This window comes from Actinomadura sp. 6K520, from assembly GCF_004349245.1.
GTDB lineage: Bacteria > Actinomycetota > Actinomycetes > Streptosporangiales > Streptosporangiaceae > Spirillospora.
In genome coordinates this window covers 1-20,989 of the sequence record NZ_SMLC01000035.1, presented here as the reverse complement: position 1 = coordinate 20,989, position 20,989 = coordinate 1, and the positions used below count along the sequence as shown (strand labels likewise).

Annotated in this window: 18 protein-coding genes, 1 tRNA gene and 1 pseudogene; 11 read left to right on the top strand and 9 right to left on the bottom strand. The window is 68.2% G+C overall.

From position 1 onward, the window contains the following. Position 1 precedes the first annotated feature (1 nt). Complete coding sequence (locus E1289_RS12235) at positions 2-415, bottom strand: SsgA family sporulation/cell division regulator (protein ID WP_131979184.1); 414 nt, start codon at positions 413-415, stop codon at positions 2-4. Between the two features lie 277 nt (positions 416-692). Between E1289_RS12235 and E1289_RS12230 the strand changes: the two genes are divergently transcribed. Further along, positions 693-1,118 (top strand): TIGR02611 family protein, encoded by a 426-nt coding sequence (locus E1289_RS12230; protein ID WP_243712771.1) that lies wholly within the window; start codon positions 693-695, stop codon positions 1,116-1,118. A 66-nt stretch (positions 1,119-1,184) separates the two neighbouring features. Then, positions 1,185-1,256 (top strand) — tRNA-Val (locus tag E1289_RS12225). A 187-nt stretch (positions 1,257-1,443) separates the two neighbouring features. Here E1289_RS12225 and E1289_RS12220 read toward each other — a convergent pair. From E1289_RS12220 to E1289_RS12200, 4 genes are all read right to left on the bottom strand, one after another. Then, complete coding sequence (locus tag E1289_RS12220; protein WP_131979181.1) at positions 1,444-2,865, bottom strand: site-specific integrase; 1,422 nt, start codon at positions 2,863-2,865, stop codon at positions 1,444-1,446. Positions 2,866-2,893: 28 nt separating this feature from the next. Further along, the gene (locus E1289_RS12215) at positions 2,894-3,145 is read right to left on the bottom strand and encodes a helix-turn-helix domain-containing protein (protein ID WP_243712770.1); all 252 of its coding nucleotides are present in this window, start codon (positions 3,143-3,145) and stop codon (positions 2,894-2,896) included. A gap of 2,227 nt (positions 3,146-5,372) precedes the next feature. Beyond that, a complete protein-coding gene (locus E1289_RS12205; RefSeq protein ID WP_131979178.1) occupies positions 5,373-6,203 on the bottom strand; it encodes a hypothetical protein in 831 nt (276 codons plus the stop codon). 99 nt (positions 6,204-6,302) lie between these two features. Further along, on the bottom strand, positions 6,303-6,701 hold the full coding sequence (locus tag E1289_RS12200; protein WP_131979175.1) for a NucA/NucB deoxyribonuclease domain-containing protein: 399 nt from the start codon (positions 6,699-6,701) through the stop codon (positions 6,303-6,305). 72 nt (positions 6,702-6,773) lie between these two features. Here E1289_RS12200 and E1289_RS12195 point away from each other — a divergent pair, with 72 nt between their 5' ends. The 4 genes from E1289_RS12195 to E1289_RS12180 all read left to right on the top strand — a co-directional run bounded on the left by E1289_RS12195 (position 6,774) and on the right by E1289_RS12180 (position 13,926). Continuing rightward, complete coding sequence (locus tag E1289_RS12195; protein ID WP_131979172.1) at positions 6,774-7,265, top strand: hypothetical protein; 492 nt, start codon at positions 6,774-6,776, stop codon at positions 7,263-7,265. A 192-nt stretch (positions 7,266-7,457) separates the two neighbouring features. Continuing rightward, positions 7,458-11,531, top strand: a complete 4,074-nt coding sequence (gene pglW, locus E1289_RS12190; protein WP_131979169.1) for a BREX system serine/threonine kinase PglW — start codon at positions 7,458-7,460, stop codon at positions 11,529-11,531. A 486-nt stretch (positions 11,532-12,017) separates the two neighbouring features. Next, positions 12,018-12,950: an HNH endonuclease gene (locus E1289_RS12185; RefSeq protein WP_131979166.1), complete on the top strand. Its 933-nt coding sequence runs from the start codon at positions 12,018-12,020 to the stop codon at positions 12,948-12,950. Positions 12,951-13,278: 328 nt separating this feature from the next. Next, positions 13,279-13,926, top strand: coding sequence for a hypothetical protein (locus E1289_RS12180; protein WP_207928926.1), 648 nt, complete (start codon positions 13,279-13,281; stop codon positions 13,924-13,926). Between the two features lie 71 nt (positions 13,927-13,997). Here the strand turns inward: E1289_RS12180 and E1289_RS12175 are convergent, their stop codons facing one another. Next, positions 13,998-14,573, bottom strand: a complete 576-nt coding sequence (locus E1289_RS12175) for a hypothetical protein (protein WP_131979163.1) — start codon at positions 14,571-14,573, stop codon at positions 13,998-14,000. Then, positions 14,567-14,824 carry a hypothetical protein gene (locus tag E1289_RS12170; protein WP_131979160.1) on the bottom strand — a complete coding sequence of 86 codons (258 nt, stop codon included), beginning with the start codon at positions 14,822-14,824 and terminating at the stop codon, positions 14,567-14,569. The genes E1289_RS12175 and E1289_RS12170 overlap by 7 nt, the downstream gene beginning before the upstream one ends. Before the next feature lie 64 nt (positions 14,825-14,888). Here E1289_RS12170 and E1289_RS12165 point away from each other — a divergent pair, with 64 nt between their 5' ends. Next, positions 14,889-15,800 carry a helix-turn-helix transcriptional regulator gene (locus tag E1289_RS12165; RefSeq protein WP_131979157.1) on the top strand — a complete coding sequence of 304 codons (912 nt, stop codon included), beginning with the start codon at positions 14,889-14,891 and terminating at the stop codon, positions 15,798-15,800. Continuing rightward, positions 15,797-16,075: a DUF397 domain-containing protein gene (locus E1289_RS40115; RefSeq protein ID WP_131979154.1), complete on the top strand. Its 279-nt coding sequence runs from the start codon at positions 15,797-15,799 to the stop codon at positions 16,073-16,075. Before E1289_RS12165 ends, E1289_RS40115 begins: the two co-directional genes overlap by 4 nt. A 214-nt stretch (positions 16,076-16,289) precedes the next feature. Here E1289_RS40115 and E1289_RS40110 read toward each other — a convergent pair. Together E1289_RS40110 and E1289_RS40105 are read right to left on the bottom strand one after the other, a co-directional pair. After that, positions 16,290-16,781: pseudogene (locus tag E1289_RS40110) on the bottom strand (phosphotransferase); the annotation flags it as partial. Then, positions 16,712-17,302, bottom strand: coding sequence for a phosphotransferase (locus tag E1289_RS40105; RefSeq protein WP_131979148.1), 591 nt, complete (start codon positions 17,300-17,302; stop codon positions 16,712-16,714). The gene E1289_RS40105 and the pseudogene E1289_RS40110, both read right to left, overlap by 70 nt. A 107-nt stretch (positions 17,303-17,409) precedes the next feature. Here E1289_RS40105 and E1289_RS12145 point away from each other — a divergent pair, with 107 nt between their 5' ends. From E1289_RS12145 to E1289_RS12135, 3 genes are all read left to right on the top strand, one after another. After that, entirely contained in the window at positions 17,410-17,640 is a 231-nt protein-coding gene (locus E1289_RS12145; protein ID WP_131979145.1) for a hypothetical protein, read from the top strand. Then, positions 17,637-18,998 carry a BREX system ATP-binding protein BrxD gene (gene brxD / locus E1289_RS12140; protein ID WP_131979142.1) on the top strand — a complete coding sequence of 454 codons (1,362 nt, stop codon included), beginning with the start codon at positions 17,637-17,639 and terminating at the stop codon, positions 18,996-18,998. The genes E1289_RS12145 and brxD overlap by 4 nt, the downstream gene beginning before the upstream one ends. After that, positions 18,995-20,989: DEAD/DEAH box helicase (locus tag E1289_RS12135; protein ID WP_131979139.1), on the top strand; the 1,995-nt coding region annotated here is incomplete at its 3' end. The genes brxD and E1289_RS12135, both read left to right, overlap by 4 nt.

Below are 20,989 nucleotides of genomic sequence, written 5' to 3'. Positions count from 1 at the left end.
CCTACGACGGCCAGAGCAGGTTCTCCAGCTCGGCGTCGATGTCGATGAACTCGCTCTCCTCACCCGCGGGCACCGCCTGGTAGGTCCGGTGCAGGAAGTCCGCGAGCGCCGGCAGCGGCACCTCGAACAACGCGTCCCCGAACGGGGACGAGAGCGCGATGTGGAGCGTGCCGTCATCGGCACCTGGCCAGACCTCCACGTCCCCTTCCCCGACCCTGCGCACGATGCCGACCGTCAGAAGCTCCCGAGCGAAGATCCACTCCACCGGCTCGTCATCGCCCACGTAGAAGGCCATCCGGATCGCGTACGGGTCGTCGGCCGCGTACTCCAGCCCGGCGAGCAGGGGCACGGTCGTGCGGTCGGGGACGACGAGACGAAGGCCCAGCTCTGCTGAGACGGTGGTACTGCTGTTCATGGCCATTCCCTCTTACGTCGGTCCCGCTGCCTCGCGGGGAGGCCGGTGGGTGCTTCTCCCTCTACCCGGACATCCCCGCGATCTATGACGCCTAACTGCCTGATCTCGGCGGAACATTCCTGCGTCCCCGGCGACTGTGATCCATCTCACCGTAGCAAAACCGCCGTCTGACCTGCGCAAAAGCGGATCTTTCCCCCACGGGGCCACCGTCACGTGGGAGGATCGGCGCGGTAATCTAACGTCCCGGGCGGCCGATCCACTGGCTTGGGGTAAAACCGTGACGATCAAACAGGAAAAAGAAGCCCGTCCGCCGGCGCGGGGGCGCCACCACAGGTTCCGCGAGCGGATCCGGCGCAACGCCCTCCTGTACACCGCCTGGCGCGCGGGCGTCTTCACCATCGGCTCCGCCGTCCTCATCGGCGGCCTGATCATGATGGTCACCCCCGGCCCCGGCCTCGTCGGCATCGTCGTCGGCCTGGCGATCCTCTCCACCGAGTTCGCCTGGGCCCAGCGCGCCCTCCACCGCGCCAAGGCCGCCGCCGACCGAGCCAAGGAACAGGCCTTCGACCCCCGCCGGCGCCGCCGCAACCTCATCCTCGGCACGGTGACCACCATCCTCGTAGCCGCCGCCGCAACCGCCTACCTCGCCATCTACGGCCTCAAGGTCCCCTGGCACATAGAAGACCCCGCCTTCTGGACCTGACCTCTGCGATGCACGCGCAACCCCCAACATGCGCTAGAGTTTCCGACGTCGGGCCCCGGCCCGCCCGGGCGATTAGCTCAGTGGGAGAGCGCTTCGTTCACACCGAAGAGGTCACTGGTTCGAACCCAGTATCGCCCACCCTTACTACACAGGCCCTCCCACACATCGGCGGCAGGGCCTGAGTGATCAACTGGGAGGATTCTGGGAGATCATCTCCCTCCCACCCGAACGAGGTCACCGGAAGCCTCCCGGTCACTGTCACAGTCCGTAGTCGCGGAAACGGGGATGGACGGCGACCGCCCACCCCCGTATCGATGCTTCCGTTCTATGCGCTGGCTAGGTGCCCGCGGGCAGTGCCCTTCGTCTGGGCGGCCTCCAGCAGCCGGTTCAGTAATGGCACCGGCGAGGCGGCTCCGAAGCGGAGCCGCTGTGCCAGCGATTGCTCCCACCGCCGCTGGAGCTTGGTCTTGAGTTCGTCCCGCATACCGTCGGAGACGTGGGAGTACACACCCCGGATGCCCGGAACCGTGTGCCCGAGCCGTTCGGCCTGAAGCACTTCCGGGATGCCGTCTTCGAGCATCCAGGTCTTATGGCTATGCCGCAGACCGTGCGGGGTGAGCCCTTCGACCAGCGGCAGCCATACCGCAGTCGAGGCGTCCTCGTCCACGACCCGGATTCCTTTGCCGCGAGGCGGGAGGAACGGCTGCCCGGCCACGGCGTCGGGCCAGGGTGGGATCGGCACCCCAGGCCATCCGGTCGCTTCGACCAGGAGGCGCTTGCCGGCCTGCCGGGTTCCGCCGGGGTAGCGTCCGTCGGCCGCCGGCTGGAAGATCCGGCGGGCGTAGTTGGACCGCCGATGGTGCCCGCCGTCGGGGCTGAGGAACAGGAACTGCCCGCGACCCCCGCACTCAGGCGTCCGCCCTTGGCAGGCGCAGCGGCCCCGTGTCCGCGTGCTCTGGTCGGACACCAGGGCCGCCAGGAAGGGCGGCAGGTCCACGGGCCGGTGCGAGTCGTCCTTGGGCGGCACCATCTCCAGCCGCCCGGCCAACTCGCGCAACTGCCAGTCGATCTGGATGCGATCCAGTCGGCACGCGGGCCGCTCCAGCCCATGGACCTCGCCCCAACGCATGCCGGTGTAGGCGGCGAGGACGATCAGGACGAAGTCGTCATCGCGTCCCGATAGCAACGCGCACCGCTCGGCGAGCAGCAGTGCCTGCAGGGATGTAGCCCACACTTTCTCCGGCCCGCGCACCGCGATGGTCCGCCGGGTTCGCTTACGTCCGCGCCCCCGCCGCTTCACCGCGACGTTGGACGCGACCATGCCCCGTTCTTTGGCATCGCCCAGGATCGTGCCCAGCAGTGATCGGGCGTCGGCCGCCGTGCGGTGGGAGAACCCGTTGGTGCGGGTGCGCTTCTCCCAGGCGACGACCTCCTCGGGACTGGTGAAGGTGCTGACCGGCCGGTTCCCGAAGGCGGGGACGATGTGGTGGTCGATCAGGTACCGGTACTTGGCTTCGGTGGTGGCCTCCAGGTCCTGCCCGGCCCACCACAGCTCGACCCAGTCGGCCAATAACGCCGCTCCGTCACGGGGATCGTTCCACCTATGTCGCCGGATACCGGCTTCCTGTTCTTCTCCCCAGTGCAGGGCTGCCTGCTTGGTGTCGAAGCCCGACTGCGACGCGGTGCTCCCGTCCGGCCGCACGTACCGGACCCGCCACTTGTTGCCGCGCTTTTCGGCATACGCCATGACACACTCCTTCTCGGTAATCGGGCGCTCAGGCCCGGCCGCGCCGCCGCTGGACGATCGGCCGCTTGGCGCCGGCCGCGATGATCGCGTCGATGTCCTGCTCGCTGAACCGCAGGTGCTTGCCGATGAACGTGCACGGGACGGCCCGCGCGCTGGCCTTCTTCCTCAGCCAGGATTCCCGGACCTGCAGCATGGCCGCCGCCTCGGCGGGCGTGTACAGCCGGACGTTTTCGGCTCTGCGCTCACTACGACGTGGGACCCGGTCGTTCCGCAAGGGCATACCTCGCCTCGTCAACGTGCCGCCGGACGCGCCGCCATGCAGGCTCGCCCGTGCAGCTCTCTTCGTGGGCCGGACAGCGCCCTTTCGCGAGAGTTTGACGACCTTGCCCAGGACTTTACACAGAGAGTAGTTGGAACGCTACTGTCGAACGCGTGTCGGTTGATCAACGTCAGCCACGCGCCGACCGTTCAGCGTCGCCCTGTTCGGGCGCAGGTCCGCATGCTGATGAGATCCAATGCGAAACCGCCCCCATGCGATGGACGGACCGCCCAGGAGGCCGTCGCCGCCCGGCTTGCCGTGGGCTGAGGCGGCGCGGGGGCAAGTAATGGCGTAAGTGACACTTACGAGCTTCGGACCGAGCGCGGTCCGAAGCTGCGTCCGCAGGCCTACTGGTCAGGCGATGAAAGGATCAGGTGACGCTGAAGGGGCGTGAAGGCTCAGGTCTGGGGGCTCGTGGGCGGATCTCTTGGGGCAGGACGTCGAGGGCCAACGGGATCTGGGTGTCACCGCCGAGATCATGGAGCGGTTTGGTCGGCTCCGGCTGCTGTCCGCGGGGGCGCTTGCTTCCGCTGGTTCGCCGTAGGGCCCCCGACGAGCACAGCCACATCAGTGCCCTCCACCTTCACGACGAAGCCCGAAGTGTTGCGAAGCGATGCCTCCGATGTGTGCCGCCTGCCGCCTCAAGGATCGGTACGGCTACGGCGGACGGCCTCGGCGGATCGGACGGCGGCATGGCGGACCTGATGCGCCGACAACCGAGAGGCCACATGCATCTGGCACCGACGTGGCCGGAAAGGCGGGACAACTCTGCGCCCCGTCCGCTACCTGGACGGTCCGCGCCGGTGCGGACGGACGCGTGCAGTCATGTGGACGACCGTCCGCCGAGCGGCGGACGGCGCCGTCCAACAGGGGTGCTCCGTGGGCCTGCACGGCGACGAGGAACAAGGACTCTCCCGGGCACGAGACGAGGGCCGGGCTGCCTGGTGGAGGAGGTCGCCTAAGGACCCGAGTCGCCTGGGTGGCGGATTGGAACCGCTCGTGGGGCCGGAAGCCAGGCTGGGGTCGCGACACTGCCCGCCAAAGGCAACCCGCGCCACCGGCTGCTGAATCGGGTACTACGACCCCCGGTTCTGGATCGCGCTCGATCCGGTCACTGACCGCGACCGCGTCATTGCTACGACGAAATCCTTAGGTTTTCCATTTCTTGCTCTGCGCCAGCACGCAGAGCAAGCCGTATCTGGCTCTACAGCCCACCGCAGGCCAACGACACGCTCCTCCAGGGGGCAGCGCGGGTGCACTCGGCGGATGGGCTGCGCCGTTGATGACGTCCGCCAGCACCAAGAACAACTTCGCCGGATCCCCCGCCGAACAACGACTTGAAAGCGTTCTACGCCGACACCCGGCTCGCCACCCCGATTGCCCTGTACGGCCCGCCGGGCACGGCTGATCGGCCGGCGCACTTCCTCACCAACACCACCGTTGGCAGCCCGGTCGAATCCGCGTTCGCCATCAAGGAGCTGCAGGACGGGCATTCGGCGCGGGTCGGCGCGCTCACGCTGACCAGCCGGGCGGTATCGCACGGCATGTCAGCCTTCGCATTGCGCGTTGAGGTCGGGGGCAGGTCCCTGGTGTACTCAGGGGAGACCGCCCCCGACCGGCGCTGGCGAGCCTGGCCGAGGGGTGCGACGTGCTGCTGGGCGAGGCAGACAGCGCCGAAATTCCGACTACGGGGAGCAGGTCCACCACACGCCGGAGAAAACCGGTGACACCCCGCGCGGCCCAGGCGAGCCGCTTGATCGTCACCCACATCGGACGCTCCCTCACCTCCTCGGCAGGCGATGACAACTGCCTCGATCCGCTTCGACGGTCCCACCGGCTACGCCGCTCCAGGCAAGACCTTCCGGGTCGGCTGAGCGATCACGGCGGGCGAGCGGGCGCAAATGATTTCCGCGCCGGTCATCGCGAGGCTCCGCAGCGTCATATGTCTGGACGAATTGCGGTGCATGGGCGGTCATAAAGCCTGTCGATAACCATGACCGGACAGTGATATGCCGGGCCCACGGTTGAATCCACACACTGATCCTGCCCATCGGGGACGGCATTCCAATTCAGCAGATGGGAGCTCCTAGTGCGAAGCGCATGGCGACGCTACCGTTGCCGTCATAATGATCGCGCTGTCCAGCCTTGCCGGCATACCCGGGCATGCCGATACTGCGGGAACCCGGGCCTAATGGCCCGGCTTGTGCACGGTGGGCGGCGCGGTGTGGTCCGGCCACATCTGCAGCAAATGGTCTTCTGCGGTGCGGCCGGAGGGTTTCAGGCTCAGCCGCATGCGATAGGTGACGTGCGGCCACACATCGGTCGTCAGGTCCCACAATACCGTCCCCTCCTGGCCCGGAACGGCCAGAACGAGTTCGGGGTAGAGAAGACTGGTCCAGTGATGGGTGATCTCGGCGATCGACTCCCATGCGGCACGGTCGAGGTCGGGTGCTACGGGTAGGACCTGGACTTCGAGGTTCACCTCGTCGGCACGCACTTGCACCATGACCCCTCTGCCGCGACCGAACGTGCTGATGCTCGGAGCAGCGGAGTCGTCGGGGGCTGGCGCGGAACCCGCCCAGCTGTAGCGGCCGCGACGCCCAGGCTGAAAGAGGAGATACGCGGGGATGTCCTCGAGAACGAGAGAAAGCCGCTTAGCGGCTTGTTGTCCGGAACGGCTGGGCAGGTACTCTTCAACCTGAGCAAGCACGGTGTCGCGGGTCTGGATGAAGGAGTCGGCAAGGTCGGTTTCATCGTTACGGAGACACTTGAGGATGGACTTGTCGAGGATCGCGATGGCGAGGTCCCACTGCTGAGCAGTTAAGGCGACCTCGAACTGGTCGCTCTCGTCAGAACGTTGTGATCTGATGGCCTGGCTGATCGCCATGCAATCGTCGGTGATGTTGCGAGGGTCTCCTGTTCTAGCCGCCAGTACGGCCTCTTCCGAACTCTCCATACCGATATTATCGGCCTGGGATATGGTCAGGATCGCAGTCCAAAGCTGTTCGGGGATAGGCATTCAAGAATCCTTCCTAAAACGCGCCAAGACGGTCAGGGAACCAAAGAGAACAAGTTCCCTGACCGTCGCACTTACCGCCAAAGGCGGGGGCGCAGCACATCAGTACGTGCTGCATTGTTTGACCGGCGGCGGATTCGTCGGCGCTCCCGTCACCCACACCCAGAAGGGGTCGCCATGGATGACAGGTGACCCATCGTCTTTGTCGGCCTGCAGGATGCGTTGAGGCATAAAGAACGTGGTGTTCATGTGGTTGCCTTGGTTGGTGTTCTGGTCTAGTGGGACGAATGCACAGGAGAACCGCGGATTGCTACTGCCGCCCTGCTCGGTGGAGGCGTAGGGGTACTCGTCACAAGACAACCCTAGCGCGGACGCCTTACTTCTGATCGTGCTGGTGCAGATAGAGGCGCGGTTCTCGCCGGCTAGGTAATTGGCCTCGCGGGTCAGTGGGTTGCCGTACTGGATGTTTCCGTAATGGTATACGGGATCTCCGACGGTCATTCCGTACAGCGCATTTCTGGCGACCTCGGCGTAGTCGCCATTGTAATCGATATTGTAGATCGGGATGGCGGAATGCCCCAGATAGTGGACGCAGCCGCCGCTGCCGGCGAGGTAGCTCTCACTGTCGCAGCGGGGCACTTCTGGTGTGAACTCCTCGCACAGACCGCCGATGCCCTGAGGGAGTACGGAGATCAGTACGACCGGGCACAGCAAGCGGTCGTAAGCGCGCTCACCGGCCTGGCCGAGAAGCGTCCGGACGGCTGGACCGTCCTGCTCCAGGAGGCTGACGTGATCAAACGGGCGGTAGAGCTGGTCTTCGAGTACCTGCCGTCCCTTGCAACCGGGGGTCTCCCCGCCACTGACGTGTCTTCCCTGGTCTGGCCGGTTCGCCTCCTGGCCGTGCTGATGTGCAGGGAACCGCGCCGTCACCCGGCCGTCCTCGAGTACTGCGTCAAGCCGATCACCGAGCACGGGCCGGCGGAGATCCGCGAGCACGTCAAGGACCGGCTCCGGGAGGCGTTCCCGCCTCACTGGCCCCCGCCGTTCACAGCGGACGGAGCGTGATGGCGGTGCCCTTCGCGGGCTGACGTGGCCCAAGGAGACGCATAAGGCTGCGTAGGGGTTGACGGAGGGGCGGTGGCCGCTTCCTGACACGGAACCGGGTTGTAAAGCGACCCGGAGGAGGGGTGGGGCGTCGGTAGGATCTAGGCCCGTCTTGGCGTGGCGGGCTTGGGCGATACGGGGAACGGAGAGGTGATGGCGGGGTCCTCCAGGCCGGTTCCGAGGCCGCCGAGGCCCGTCCAGCGGTGGTTCCAGGAGCGGCCCTCCGACTACGCCTGGGAGCAGGAGGGGCTCGACCACGTCAAGGCGCTGATGCCGAACGTGGAGCCGTACCGGGCGTGGGCGCTGTTCTCGTTCGTCGCCCCGTCGGGCCGGGTGCACGAGTGCGACCTGTTCGTGGCGGCGCCCGGCGGGCTGTACCTCGTCGAGCTGAAGGGCCATCCGGGACGTGTCGCCAACAACGGGGCGACGTGGAGGTTCCAGGGCCCCGACCGGCCGAGGACGCTCCGCAACCCGCTCCCGCTGACCGACTGGAAGTCCAAGGAACTGAAGGAGCGGCTGATCTGGGCCGCCAAGGACCTCGGGTTCTTCAGCGTCCGGGTCCCGCGGATCGAGCCCGCGGTGTTCCTGTCCGCCCCCGACCTCGTGTCGGAGCTGGACGAGGTCCAGCGCACGCGGGTGTACGGCCGCGACGACCGGGAGACGGGCCTCGCCCGCATCTGGGCCGCCCTGCTGGGTCGCCCGCCGGAACGGGAGCACCGGAGGGTCGCCGAGGACTTCTCCAAGCGGCTGCCGCAGATGCTGGACCGGATCGGCATCACCCACTCCACGGCGCATCTGCGGTTCGGGGACGAGTGGCGCATGCAGCCGAGCGTGCTGGAGGCCGGGCCGAGGTGGGAGGACCGGTTGGCCGAGCGGCACGACATGGTGCACGAGGAGGGCCGCGTCCGGATCTACCTGGTGAACCGGCAGGCGACCGACGAGGCGCGCCGGACGGTCGACCGGGCGGCGCGCCGCGAGTACCAGGTGCTGCAGGGCATCAACCATCCGGGCATCGCGCAGGCCGTGCAGATCCGCGAGCACCAGGGCGGCTCGGCGATCCTGTTCCGCCACGACCACCGCGACCTGCGCCTGGACTCCTACCTGGACGTGCACGGGGCGTCGCTGACGCCGGAGACGCGGCTGGCGCTGGTGCGGCAGCTCGCCGAGGCGGTCCGGTACGCGCACAACCGGTCGCTGTACCATCGGGCGCTGTCGGCGCGGTCGGTGTACGTGTCGGCGCGGGACGACGGGTCCCGCCCGGTGCTGCGCATCATCGACTGGCAGACGGCGGCGCGCGACTTCGACACCGCCACCCCGATGACGATCGGCCAGTCCACCCTGGACGCCGAGCTGGTCGACGAGGCGGCACTGGTCTACCTGGCGCCCGAGTTCGACCAGCCCTACCCCGACCCGGTGGACCTGGACGTATTCGGCGTCGGCGCCATCGCATACTTGATCCTCACCGGGCGGCCGCCCGCCCCCGACCGCGCCACCCTGATCGATTCGCTCCGTGACGCGGGCGGGCTGCATCCGTACGCGGTCGCGGACGGTCTCGGCGACCGGCTCGACCGCCTCGTCTTCGAGGCCACGCAGGGCGTCCCGGCGAACCGGCTGGAGTCGGCGGACCGCTTCCTGGCGGAGCTGGACGCCGCCGAGCAGGACGCCGCGGTCCCCGAGGACGCCCTCACCGGCGGCTGGGAGAGCACCGACCCGCTGACCGCGATGCCGGGCCAGATCGTGGACGGTGACCCCGAGGGGCTGTGGCGCGCCGAGCGGGTCCTCGGCTCCGGCGCGACGTCACGGGCGCTGCTGGTGCGCCGCGACACCGACGACGAGGACGGCGCCCAGAACGGTCACGGCCAGGCCCCGGAGCGGGTCCTCAAGGTGGCCCTGGACGAGGCGAAGGCGGGCCGGCTGGCCGCGGAGGCGGAGGCCCTCGCCAAGGTCGGCGGCGGCGCGATCGTGCGGCTGCTGGGCGGCCCCCGGCAGCTCGCCGGACGCACCGTCCTGGACCTGGAGTTCGCCGGTGACCGCACCCTCGCCGCCGTCCTGCACGACGACGGCAAGCTCACCTACCACCAGCTCGAACGCTTCGGCCGGGACCTGTTCCGCGCGCTGGACCAGCTCGTCGCCAAGGGGGTGCGGCACCGCGACCTGAAGCCGGAGAACTTCGGGGTGCTGCGGCGCGCGGACCGCACGTGGGAGCTGAAGCTGCTCGACTTCTCCCTCACCGACGTGTCTGACCGCGACCCGACGGCCGGCACCCGCGGCTACCTCGACCCGTTCCTCGGCACGCCGAGCCGCCCCGACTTCGACGACCACGCCGAGCGGTACGCGGCGGCGGTGACGCTGCACGAGATGGCGTCGGGGGAGCGGCCGAGGTGGGGCGACGAGCGCTCCGACCCCCGCACGGGCGACGACCCGTACCCGTACCTGTCGGCGGAGCTGTTCGAGCCGGCGCTGCGCGACGGGCTCACCGCGTTCTTCCGGCGCGCCCTGCACCGGGACGTGTCGGAGCGCTTCGACACGTTCGCGCAGATGGAGGCCGCCTGGCAGGACGTCTTCCGCAGGGCGGACGCGACGGCCCCGGCGACGACGCAGGAGACCCTCGCCGGCGGCGACGTCGAGCCGGGGCTCGGGCCGGAGGAGCTGAAGGCCGCCCGGGACATCGCGGCGGACGCGGCGACCACCGAGACCCCGCTGATCGCGGCTGGGCTGTCGCCGCGCGCGGTGGCGGTCGCGGCGGGCTTCAACGCCACGACGGTCGGGCAGCTCCTGGACGTCCCGCAGTACCAGATCGCCAAGGCGCGCGGTGCGGGCGCGATCGCGAAGAAGGAGCTGAACCGGCGGCACCGGCAGTGGACCGCGGCGCTGCGCCCGCACTCCCGCCCGGGGCGGGAACCGGGGGACGAGGCGGTCGCCGGCCCGTCGGCCGCGGCACCGGCGGGGGAGCAGCGCGCCGGGACGCGCGTGGACGACCTCGCGGCGATGCTCGTCCCCGCCGACGAGCGCCGCGGCTCCCGCAAGGGGGAGACGCTGCGCCTGCTGCTCGGCCTCCCCGGCGCGGACGGTTCAGTCCCGGACGAGCCGTGGCCGACGCAGAGCACCGTCGCCAAGGCGGCTGGCATCACGCAGGCGACGGTGTCGCGGCACCACAAGGAAGCCATCGAGCGGTGGGTGGCGGCCGAGCGGCTGGCGCCCGTCCGCGACGAGGTGGTGAACCTGGTGCGCAACCTCGGCGGCGTCGCGACCGCCGCCGAGCTGGCGGACCTGCTGCGCGTCCGGCACGGTGCGGCCGACGCGCCGCCGGAGGTGACCGCGGCCCGGTCGCTGGCCGTCGTCCGCGCCGCCGTGGAGGCTGAGGCGTTCACCGGCGGGGACGGCGACGACGGCCGCGAACCCCGCCTGGACCGGGTCCGGCGGGAGCGGCACGTCCTGGTCGCGCTGGAGTCGCTGCCGGGCACCGAGGACCCGACGCCCGCCGAGCTGTCCGACTACGCCGCCGCGCTCGGCGCCCGCGCGGACGAGCTGGCGCGGCAGGACCCGCTGCCCGGCGGCGCCGAGGTGATCCGGGCCCTGCGCGACGTCGAGCCGCCGGACGGCATGGCGCCGCTGTCGGACACCCGCCTGGTCCGCCTCGCCTCCGGTGTCGCCGAGGACGCGCTGGCCTCCCCGACGCTCCAGCTCTACCCGCGCGGCCTGGACCTGGCGCGGGCGCTGCGGCTGTCGCAGGCCGGCGCGGGCGTCCGCCACCCGCAGGGCGTCGCGCTGCGCGATCTGATGACGAAGGTCAGCGCCCGGTTCCCCGACCTGGACGCCTACACGCCCCCGCCCACGTATGTGGACGTTGAGGACGCGCTGGCGGAGGCGGGGTTCCCGCTGGTGTACGACCAGACCGCCGAGCGGTTCTTCCCTCCGGCGCCGGTCAGGCTCCGGACACCGTCCAGCAGCACCACCGCGACCCGCCTTGGCGCCGGGCTCGGCGCCCCCGGCGAGGGCCCGGCCGACATCGCGGACGCCAGGCTCGCCGAGGCCGCCCGCCAGGGCGGGTTCCTCGCGCTGACGGTCCACCTGAAGCGGGCCGCGGGCGTCGCGGACGCGTACCCGGTGGTGCCGGTGAACTTCGCGGACGTGTTCCTCGCCGAGTTCCGCGCGCTGGCCGAGGAGCACGGCGCCGACTGGGGTCAGGTGCTCCGCGCGGACGAGCGTTTCATTGTCTTCGCGTAGCGCCCGTTTGAGTTGGGCACTCGGATGGTTGCGCCGTCCGGGCCGCCGCAGGGCACCAGCCACACCACCGCCAACTCGTTCGTGAAGTACGAGTTCCGTAAGAACATCATCCGGTTCCACGAGATGGGACCTGCTCTCGCGTCGTCATTGGCACCTCCGTGCCTACCCTGCGGTTCATGGCGCCATGCCATTCGATCCCAGACGCTGGGACCGGCGTTTGGCACATGGAGGTGGGTGTACCAGTGGCCGAACGGCGCCTGTCAGATGGGTGTGGTGGCCTCGGGCGGAGGCGTCCGCGTTCTTTTCGCGATTCCACCGGTATCGGTATTTCAGTGTAAGCACCGACTCATACGACTACTCTCAGTTGCAGTTCGGATACAGCAAGTTGTTGACAGGGGGGCTGCTTTCGAGGCTTCGTGGCACGTATGGCCCGTTGTTCTCGCGTAGGCCTTCCATCACCGTTGACGTCTGCGCCATGATAGGTGCGTGAAGGTCTATGTGGGTGTCACTGACGGCGAGTGGTCTCGTTTTCTTGCTGAGCGTCCGGAAATAAATGAAGTGAACTTCTGGCGCCCTTCTAGCGCCAATGCTTTTCGTGTACTCTCACCTGGAGAGCCTTTCTTTTTCAAGTCGCATTATCCCGAAAATCGCATTGTGGGAGGAGGTGTCTACAGTGGATTTGCTCGCCTTCGTGCCTCTGAGGCTTGGGCGCTGTACGGAGAGGGGAATGGGGCCTCAAGTCTGGAGCTAATGCGGGCTCGTATAAATCACTATCGACGAGAAGGAATATCGCCGAGGGAAGATCCGGTTATTGGCTGTGTGCTGCTTCGCGACGTGCGCTTTTTTTCGGTGCACCAGCGGATGCGCCCGCCGGTCGATTTTGCTTCCAATATTGTGCAAGGCAAGTCCTATGATCTCGGTTCGGTTGCAGATATCTATTATTTTCAAGGTTTGATTTCACAGTTGCTCGGGCAAGAGGTCAATGTAGACGATTCTCGGACATGGCACCGTCCGGGGGCGGTATACGGTGACAGGCGGCTAACTCCTCAGAGGCTGGGGCAGACGGCCTTTAAGGCAGTAGTGCTCACGGCGTATGAGGGGCATTGCGCCATCACCGGAAGTAAGATTCGTCCGGTCCTTCAGGCAGCTCATGTGAAGCCTCTCCCCGCGGGTGGGGAACACCGGCTCGACAACGGCATCCTGCTACGGTCCGATGTACATACCTTGTTTGATCGAGGTTATCTCGGCTTGGATAGTAAGCACCGACTTCTTGTTAGTTCACGCCTCCGTGACGAGTTCGGCAATGGCGAACAGTATTACCGTCAAGCTGGTAAGCAGATTCGCCTTCCGGATCGCCGGGCAGATCGTCCCAACGCTAAATTTCTCGAATGGCATGCAGATGTCGTTTTTCGAGGTTGATTTGCAAGGTGGGCTGACGGTTCCTGTGGTCTGGGGTGACGCCGGAAATAGGAGACTTTGAAAGCTGGCCGAAGGAGTATCGGCGAGTGGTGCAGGCTCGCATTGATCTGATCGAGAAGCTGCCCAAGGGGGTTGGGCTGATCGAGCGGCCGGAGTACAAGCGGCGGTGGGCGACCGAGCCTTGAGAGAGGAGAAGGCCGCGCTCCGCAACTGGATTCTCGATCGGTGTGAGCGTGAGAGTCTCTGGTTTCGGCTGCGTGACGGGCTTAAGCAGCCGCGCACGCTGACGGTTAACCAGCTTGCGGACCAGTTCAAGGACGACGCGGACATGCAGAGCGTGGCCGCCCTGTATGCGTCGGACCACATGAAGAAGCGCGACCTGCCGTTGGCGAAGGTGCTGGCCGAGGTCATCGCGGACGAGCACGTGCCATACCTCGCTGCGCTGCGGTACAAGGACACCGGTCTGCGGAAGCGCGAGGAGTGGGAGCAGGTCTGGGAACTCCAGCGCGAGGAGGGCCGGACGGGGAAGCGGCTCGACATCGCGGTTCCGCCGAAGTACGCGCCGAAGGACTTCCAGAAGACCTCGTATTGGTCGCAGCGCGGGAAGCTGGACGTGCCGAAGGAGCGGTTCATCTCGTATCCCGGGGCGAGCCCGGACGCGGATGACACCTTGCTCCTCGGGTGGGCAGGCTGGGATCACAAGGACCAGGCGCAGGCCCTCGCCAACCTCGTCAACGACCGGGCCGAAGTCGGGGCCTGGGGTTCGGAGAAGCTCACGCCGTTGCTGGCCGGGCTGCTTGAGGTGCTGCCGTGGGTGAAGCAGTGGCACGGCGAGGAAGACCCCGAATGGGGTGGCGTCCCGGCCGTGGAGTTCGAGGCGTTCCTCAACGAGCAGCTCGCTCGATACGAGCTGTCGGAGCAGGATCTCAACAAGTGGCGTCCGGCCGCTAAGACGCGAGGACGTAAGAAGGCGTGACGAGTCCCTGACGTGTGGAAGCCGCGCGGCTGGGAGCCGGGGGCGTCTCCCGGCCGCGCGGCGGCTTGCGGTCACCTCTCCGGGCGGGCCTTGAGGACGGCCTGGACGAGGTCGTCAGGGTCGGCTGCGTTGACGATCTGCCATTGCGTCCCGCCGGGGATCAGTGCCCACCACTCCTTTGTGGAGAGCCCCCACCAGCAGATGACGCCAGCGAAACGCTCTTGCAGCTTGGCGACGGTCACCGCTTGAGCTGGGTCCGGTGCGCTCGGGATGTCAGGGCACGTCACGTCGATCGCTGTCTCCCGGTGTGTCCGGGCGGCGAGCACGGCGGTGACGAATGGGATGAGGATGCGGGTGATCCTCGCGGCGGCGAGGCCGGGCCGGTTGTATGGCGCGAGGTTCTCGCCCGTGCTCGACTGGTACCACCACGTACGAGACGTCGATTCGTGGACGAGGCTGACGCTTTCCCCGAAATGGGGTACAGCGGGATCGAATACCCGGAGAAGCGGGTGCGGCCCGTCGTAGCGGCGGAGGGTTTGCCAGCCCTCGCGGATGACTTCCGTTGAGAGCCTGTCGAGATGGGTCGTTATAGAGGAAGTGGGGGACGACCCAGCGCGATCCTGCGATACGTTCCATCGCTTTACCATCGGTCCCACCTACTGCGCTGCCCCGTAGTGCGCTTGGTTACGCGACTGAGTTCGATGGTCAGTGCCTTACGTAGCTCTGCTGCGCTGTCGCGTACAACGGTCGGCTCTATGCCGGCCTTGGGGTCGTGCAGAGTGGCGACCCAGTCGCCGAGCTTTCCGTCGTAGCGCGTCGCACGCCAGATCCGATGTCCCTGGAAGTCTTGGCGGAGCTGGGCCAGCGCCTGGTCAGCGGGGTTGACGGGCGTGTTCATGATCGTTTAACTTTCCTGCTGGATTTCTCTCCGTAATGACTCCCCATCTTTGTGTGATCGGGTTATGGTCTGGAAGGGAAAGAAGCCCAACAAAAGAAGCCTTGGATGGGCGGTTGGAAAGTCGCCCCACTTTCGGATCTTGGAGGTCCTTATGCCTCGCCGTCCTCGTGACCCCGGCACCCCGTCCTCTCCCGTCGAGTACTTCGGTGTCGAGTTGCGTGCCTATCGCGAGGCGGCCGGTATGTCCCGTCCACAACTTGCCCAAAAGCTCGGATACACGCCCCAGTGGATCGGTCAGGTCGAGGCGGGTCAAAACGGACCATCTGACAAATTTGCCATAGACTGTGATACGTGCTTCGCGACCAACGGGACGTTCTACCGCCTATGGGGGTGGATCCAAGAACTCGGCAAACTTCAGGTTCTCCCTCCTGGGTTCCGTCCCTATGCCGAGGCAGAAGGCGACGCGTCCTACGTCAAGGCGTTCGCGCCGTTGCTCGTGCCTGGGCTACTGCAGACACCTGAGTATGCACGGGCAGTGCTGGAGGTAGGTCAGCGGGCCGAGAAACTCGAGGAGTTGCTCACAGTACGGCTGGAGAGGCAGGTGTTGTTGACGCGGGTCGATTCCCCGCTGTTCCTCTTCGTCCTGGGTGAGTACGTCGTCCGGCGGCTTGTAGGAAGTCGCGAGGTGATGTGCGGGCAACTCGAACACCTCTTGACCATGGCAAGCGAACCGCACATCACACTCCAGATCGTCCGAGACGATGCTCCCGTCTATCAAGCGAGCGGATTTGTGCTCCTGGAGTTCGAGGAACGCTCCCAAATGTGTTACATGGATAGCGGTGGTGGTTACGGCCCTCTACTGGAGAGCCCTCGCGACGTGAACGAGCGTGCCGTAGCCTTCGATCAAGTGCGATCTGCTGCACTACCAACTGGCGACTCCGTGCGGTTCGTTCGTGCGGTCATGGAGGGGCTATGAGCGTGGTTAACCTGTCGTCCTGCATCTGGCGCAAGAGCAGTCGCAGCGACTCATCGGGTGCGGAGTGCGTCCAGGTCGCATCGGTTCCGGTTGAGTGGCAGAAGAGCAGCTACAGCACCGATACCGGCGGTGCCTGCGTCGAGGTGGCGGACTTGGTGGCGGCGGTGGCGGTGCGGGATTCGAAGGACCCGGACGGGCCGAAGCTGGTCTTCGGGCCCGGCGCGTGGCAGGCGTTCGCGGGCCGCGTCAAGGGCGGGCAACTCGACTTGAGTTGAGACCGAACCAATCGAGAGTCCTCGGCCGTCCATGTTGATGGCCGGGCGCGCTGCCGACATGGTTCATCATGGCCTGCCGGGAAGCCTCGGTGTCCCGAGACGTCGAAGGACGGGTACCCCTGGGCGAGTCACCGTCCGCCCATGACAAACCGGAGCCCGTGCGGAGCGGTCCCCTCACCGTCAGCGGCCGGGGACGGAGACACTGACCGGTGCGCTATTCCTTCCGGTAGCCCCGACCAACGTTCATCGGGGGTGCAGGGCCGTTTCGACGGTGCGGTCGTCGATTGGGTTCGGGGATGTGCCAGTAGGGGCGGGCCGCGTTCAGTTTGGCGGCCAGCGACTCGACGAGCTGGTGCTCGGGGTAGGGGTAGGGGCCGTTGCGGGCGAAGAGCTGGCGGTAGCGAACGGAGTCGACGATCGCCGACTTGATGCGTTCGTGGGTCAGGTAGGCGGCCAGGTCCCGCCGCCGCCCGGTGGTGTGGTCGGACGGCATGGCCCTCTGCCAGCGGGTGATGAGTGCGTCCGTCTCCTCCGGCAGGTAGCCCATCTTGTGGATGTGGACGGCCAGGTCGTAGACGGGGTCGCCCCAGAGGGCGAGTTCCCAGTCGAGGAACGTGGTCGTGCCGTCGCCGACGATCATGTTGCGGCGGTGGACGTCGGCGTGGACGCAGGTGAAGGGCGCGGGGTGAGGCCGCGCCACAGGTCGTCCACCTGTGCGAGCGGGTCGGTGGGGATCGCAAGGGCGGTGAACAGGTCGGCGTAGTGGGTGCTGAAGGTGTCGTAGACGCGCTGCGTCAGGTCAGACAGGCGCCGCGCGAAGGCGGTGGTGTACTGGTCGGTCGGCCAGGAGGCGGGCATGTCCGGGAGCCGGGGAACGCGAGTGAGCTGGGTGAACAGCCCCGCGACGTCGTCCAGGACGTGGGGTGGGACGGGGATGCCGCGCGGCGCCATGTCGTTGAGGACGTCACCCGCGATGAACTCGTGGACCTGGAAAGGCGGGTCGGCGGAGGTGTGGAGCAGCCGCGGGGCGGCCCGCACGTGCGGGGCGATGGCGGCGAGGACGCGGTCTTCGCGCCATGGCCGCAGGTCCATCGTGTCGGCGCCGTGGATCGGTATCCGGACGATGACCGGCCCCTCGGGGGTGTCGACCCGGATGTTGTCGTTGTAGTACCCGGCCGCGGAGTCGCCGTGCGCCCGTGCGCGCTCGTACAGGTCCCGCCAGTTCACCCGTCCTCCAGCATGGCCGATACGAGCGCGTGCGCCTGCTCGTCCAGGTATCGCAGCAGGTTAGGCGGTCTGATCTGGGTGCGGGCCCGGTCGGTGACCGTCGCGGTGTGCTCGACGCCCTCGCCGACGCCGGGGGCCGCCTGTCGTCCGCCGCCGTCGGGGCCGCCGCGGCCGCGGCCGGGGGACGGGCCCCGCGCAACGCCGACCTGTTCATCACCGCCCTGCAACGCCTGCTCAACGTCGAGGGCTACCCCGTCCTCGGGCTGATCGACTCCGGCGCCACCGTCACACTGGAGACGGCACTGCTGCGCGAACAGTTCGGGGTGGACGACGAGTGACGGACGCACGGGCAACGGATGCACGGGCAGAGGACGCACGGGCCCCTGGAACCCGGGCACAGGTCAGCGCCGTCCGCCGCCGGGAGGTCATCGACGCGCTGCGGCGCGGCACCGTCCCGCGCGCCGGGCTCGACCTGTTCGCCGTCGGCCTGGACCGGTTCGCGGGCGCGCTGGACGAGGACATCGCCGCCGTCGGCAAGGGCGGCTCGGCGTTCCGCGCCATCCGCGGCGAGTACGGCTCCGGTAAGACGTTCTTCGCCCGCTGGCTGGGCGAGCGCGCCAAACGCGCGGGGCTGGCCGTCGCCGAGATCCAGATCTCCGAGACCGAGACGCCGCTGCACCGGCTCGAAACCGTCTACCGGCGCCTCACCGAGCGGCTCACTACCGCCAGCCACCCCGCCGGGGCGCTGCGTCCGGTCATCGACCTGTGGTTCTACACCCTTGAAGAGGAAGTTCTCGACGCCGGTCAGGCCGCCGAGGACGACGCCGAAGGGCTCGCCCGCGCCGTCGACGCCCTGATGGAGCAGCGCCTCGCCGCCGTCGCCCGCACCACACCCGCGTTCGCCGCCGCGCTGCGCGGCTACCGCAAGGCGTCCGAAAGCGGCGACACCGCCACCGCCGAGGCGCTGATCGCCTGGCTCGGCGGGCAGAAGTCGGTGGCCGCCGCGGCGGTGCGGCACGTCGCCGGCGTCCGCGGCGACCTCGACCACTACGGCGCGCTCGGCTTCCTCCAAGGGCTGCTCACCGTGCTGCGCGACTGCGGCCACCCCGGGCTCCTGGTCGTCCTCGACGAAATCGAGACGTTGCAGCGTGTGCGGAGCGACGTCCGCGAGAAAGGGCTGAACGCGCTGCGGCAACTGCTGGACGAGATCGACGGCGGCCGGTTCCCCGGACTGTTCCTTGTCATTACCGGCACCCCGGCGTTCTTCGACGGCCGCCAGGGCGTCCAGCGGCTCGCGCCGCTTGCGCAGCGTCTCGCGACCGACTTCACCACCGACGCCCGGTTCGACTCGCCGCGCGCCGTGCAGCTCCGCCTTACCGGCTTCGACCTGCCCAAGCTGGAGGAACTGGGACGGGGCGTCCGCGACCTGTACGCCGCCGGGAGCACCGAGATCACCGCCCGCGTCGACGACGCCTACATCGCCGACCTCGCAACCGCCGTCACCGGCGGGCTCGGCGGCAAGGTCGGCGTGGCGCCCCGCGTCTTCCTGCGCAAGCTCGTCGCCGACGTCCTCGACCGCGTCGCGGAGTTCCCTGACTTCGACCCGCGCCGCGACTACGCCCTCACCGTCTCGGCGGCGGAGCTGACCGAGACCGAACGCAATGCCGCCGGGGACGTGCCCCTGGACCTGCCGTGACCGCGCCCGCCGACCGGCTCTCACCGGTGCTGACGCACCACATCGTCAACACCCTCGGCTGGCGGTCGCTGCGTCCCCTGCAGGAACACGCCATCGGGCCGGTTCTCGACGGCGACGACGCCGTCCTGCTCGCCCCCACCGCGGGCGGCAAGACCGAGGCCGCGGCGTTCCCGCTGCTGTCGGCGATGGACGGAGGCGGCTGGACCGGCCTTTCGGTGCTGTACGTGTGCCCGTTGAAGGCCCTGCTCAACAACCTGCTGCCGCGCTTGGAGACCTACGCGGGCTGGGTCGGCCGCCGCGCCGCCCTCTGGCACGGAGACGTCCCCGCGACGGCCCGCCGCCGCATTCTCACCGACCCCCCGGACATCCTGCTCACCACCCCCGAATCGCTGGAGGCGATGCTGCTCAGCGTGAAGGTCGACCAGCACCGGCTCTTCGCCGACCTTCGCGCGATCGTCGTCGACGAGGTCCACGCCTTCGCCGGAGACGACCGCGGATGGCACCTCCTCGCCGTCCTCGAACGCCTGACGCGCCTGGCGGGGCGTCCCATCCAGCGCATCGGGCTGTCCGCCACGGTCGGCAACCCGGCCGAACTCCTGGCATGGCTCCAGGGCACCAACCGCGGACCGGCACGAGTAGTCGCCCCAGAAACCGCGAGCGTCCAGGACAACGTCGTCGAACTTGACTACGTCGGCTCCGTCCCCAACGCCGCCACCGTCATCGCCGCCCTCCACCGAGGCGAGAAACGCCTCGTCTTCTGCGACTCCCGCCAGCTCGTCGAGGAACTCGGCGCCGCACTGCACGCCCGCGGCGTCACCACCTTCCTGTCGCACGCCTCCCTCTCACTCGACGAGCGGCGCCGCGCCGAGGAGGCGTTCGCCGACGCCCGCGACTGCGTCATCGTCTCGACCAGCACCCTCGAACTCGGCATCGACGTCGGCGACCTCGACCGCGTCATCCAGATCAACGCCCCGCCCACGGTCGCCGCGTTCCTGCAACGCCTCGGCCGCACCGGACGACGACCGGGCACCACGCGCAACTGCCTCTTCCTGGCCCTCAACCAGGACTCCCTACTCTCAGCGGCCGCCCTGACGCTGCTGTGGAGCCGCGGATACGTCGAACCGGTGCAGGCGCCCCCGGAACCGCGTCACATCGTCGCCCAGCAGTTCCTCGCCCTCTGCCTGCAAGAGCACAAGGTCGGGAACCGCCTGTGGGCCGAACACTGGAACGGCCTGGCGCCGTTCGACCGCAGCGCCGAGCCGATCGTCCGCCACCTCGTCCAACACGGATACGTCGAGCAGGACGGCGAGTACCTGTTCATCGGACCCGCCGCCGAGGAGAAGTTCGGCCGCCGCCACTTCATGGACATGACCGCAGTTTTCACCGCGCCACCGGAGTTCACCGTCCTGTCCGGCCGCCAGGAGATCGGCCGGACCGACCCGATGCTCCTGACCGAACGCGTCGAAGGCCCCCGCGTCCTGCTCCTGGCGGGGCGCAGCTGGCAGGTCACCTGGGTCGACTGGAAACGCCGCCGCTGCTACGTCGAACCGTCCGACCGCCCCGGCAAGGCCCGCTGGTACGGCACTGCGTTCACCGGCTCCAGCTTCGCCCTCACCCGCGCCTGCCGGGACGTCCTCCTCGGCGCCGACCCGCCCGTCGCCATGACCGAACGGGCCGTCCGCTACATCGCGAAGACCCGGGATGCCGCCACCTCCACCGTGCATCCCGGCGGCACCGTCATAGCCCGCGACGGCGACGACGTCCGCTGGTGGAACTGGGCCGGCTACAAGGCCAACGCCGTCCTCACCGCAACCCTCTCCGGCCTGACCGACGAGAAGCAGCGGTTCGAGGACGAGTGGGTACGCCTACGTCCCGACCTCACCCGCGACATGTGGAGGGCCGGAACCGCCGACGCCGCCGACCGGCTCTGCCTCCCCGACATTGACGAACGCGCCCTGCGCGGCCTCAAGTTCAACGAGGCCCTCCCCACC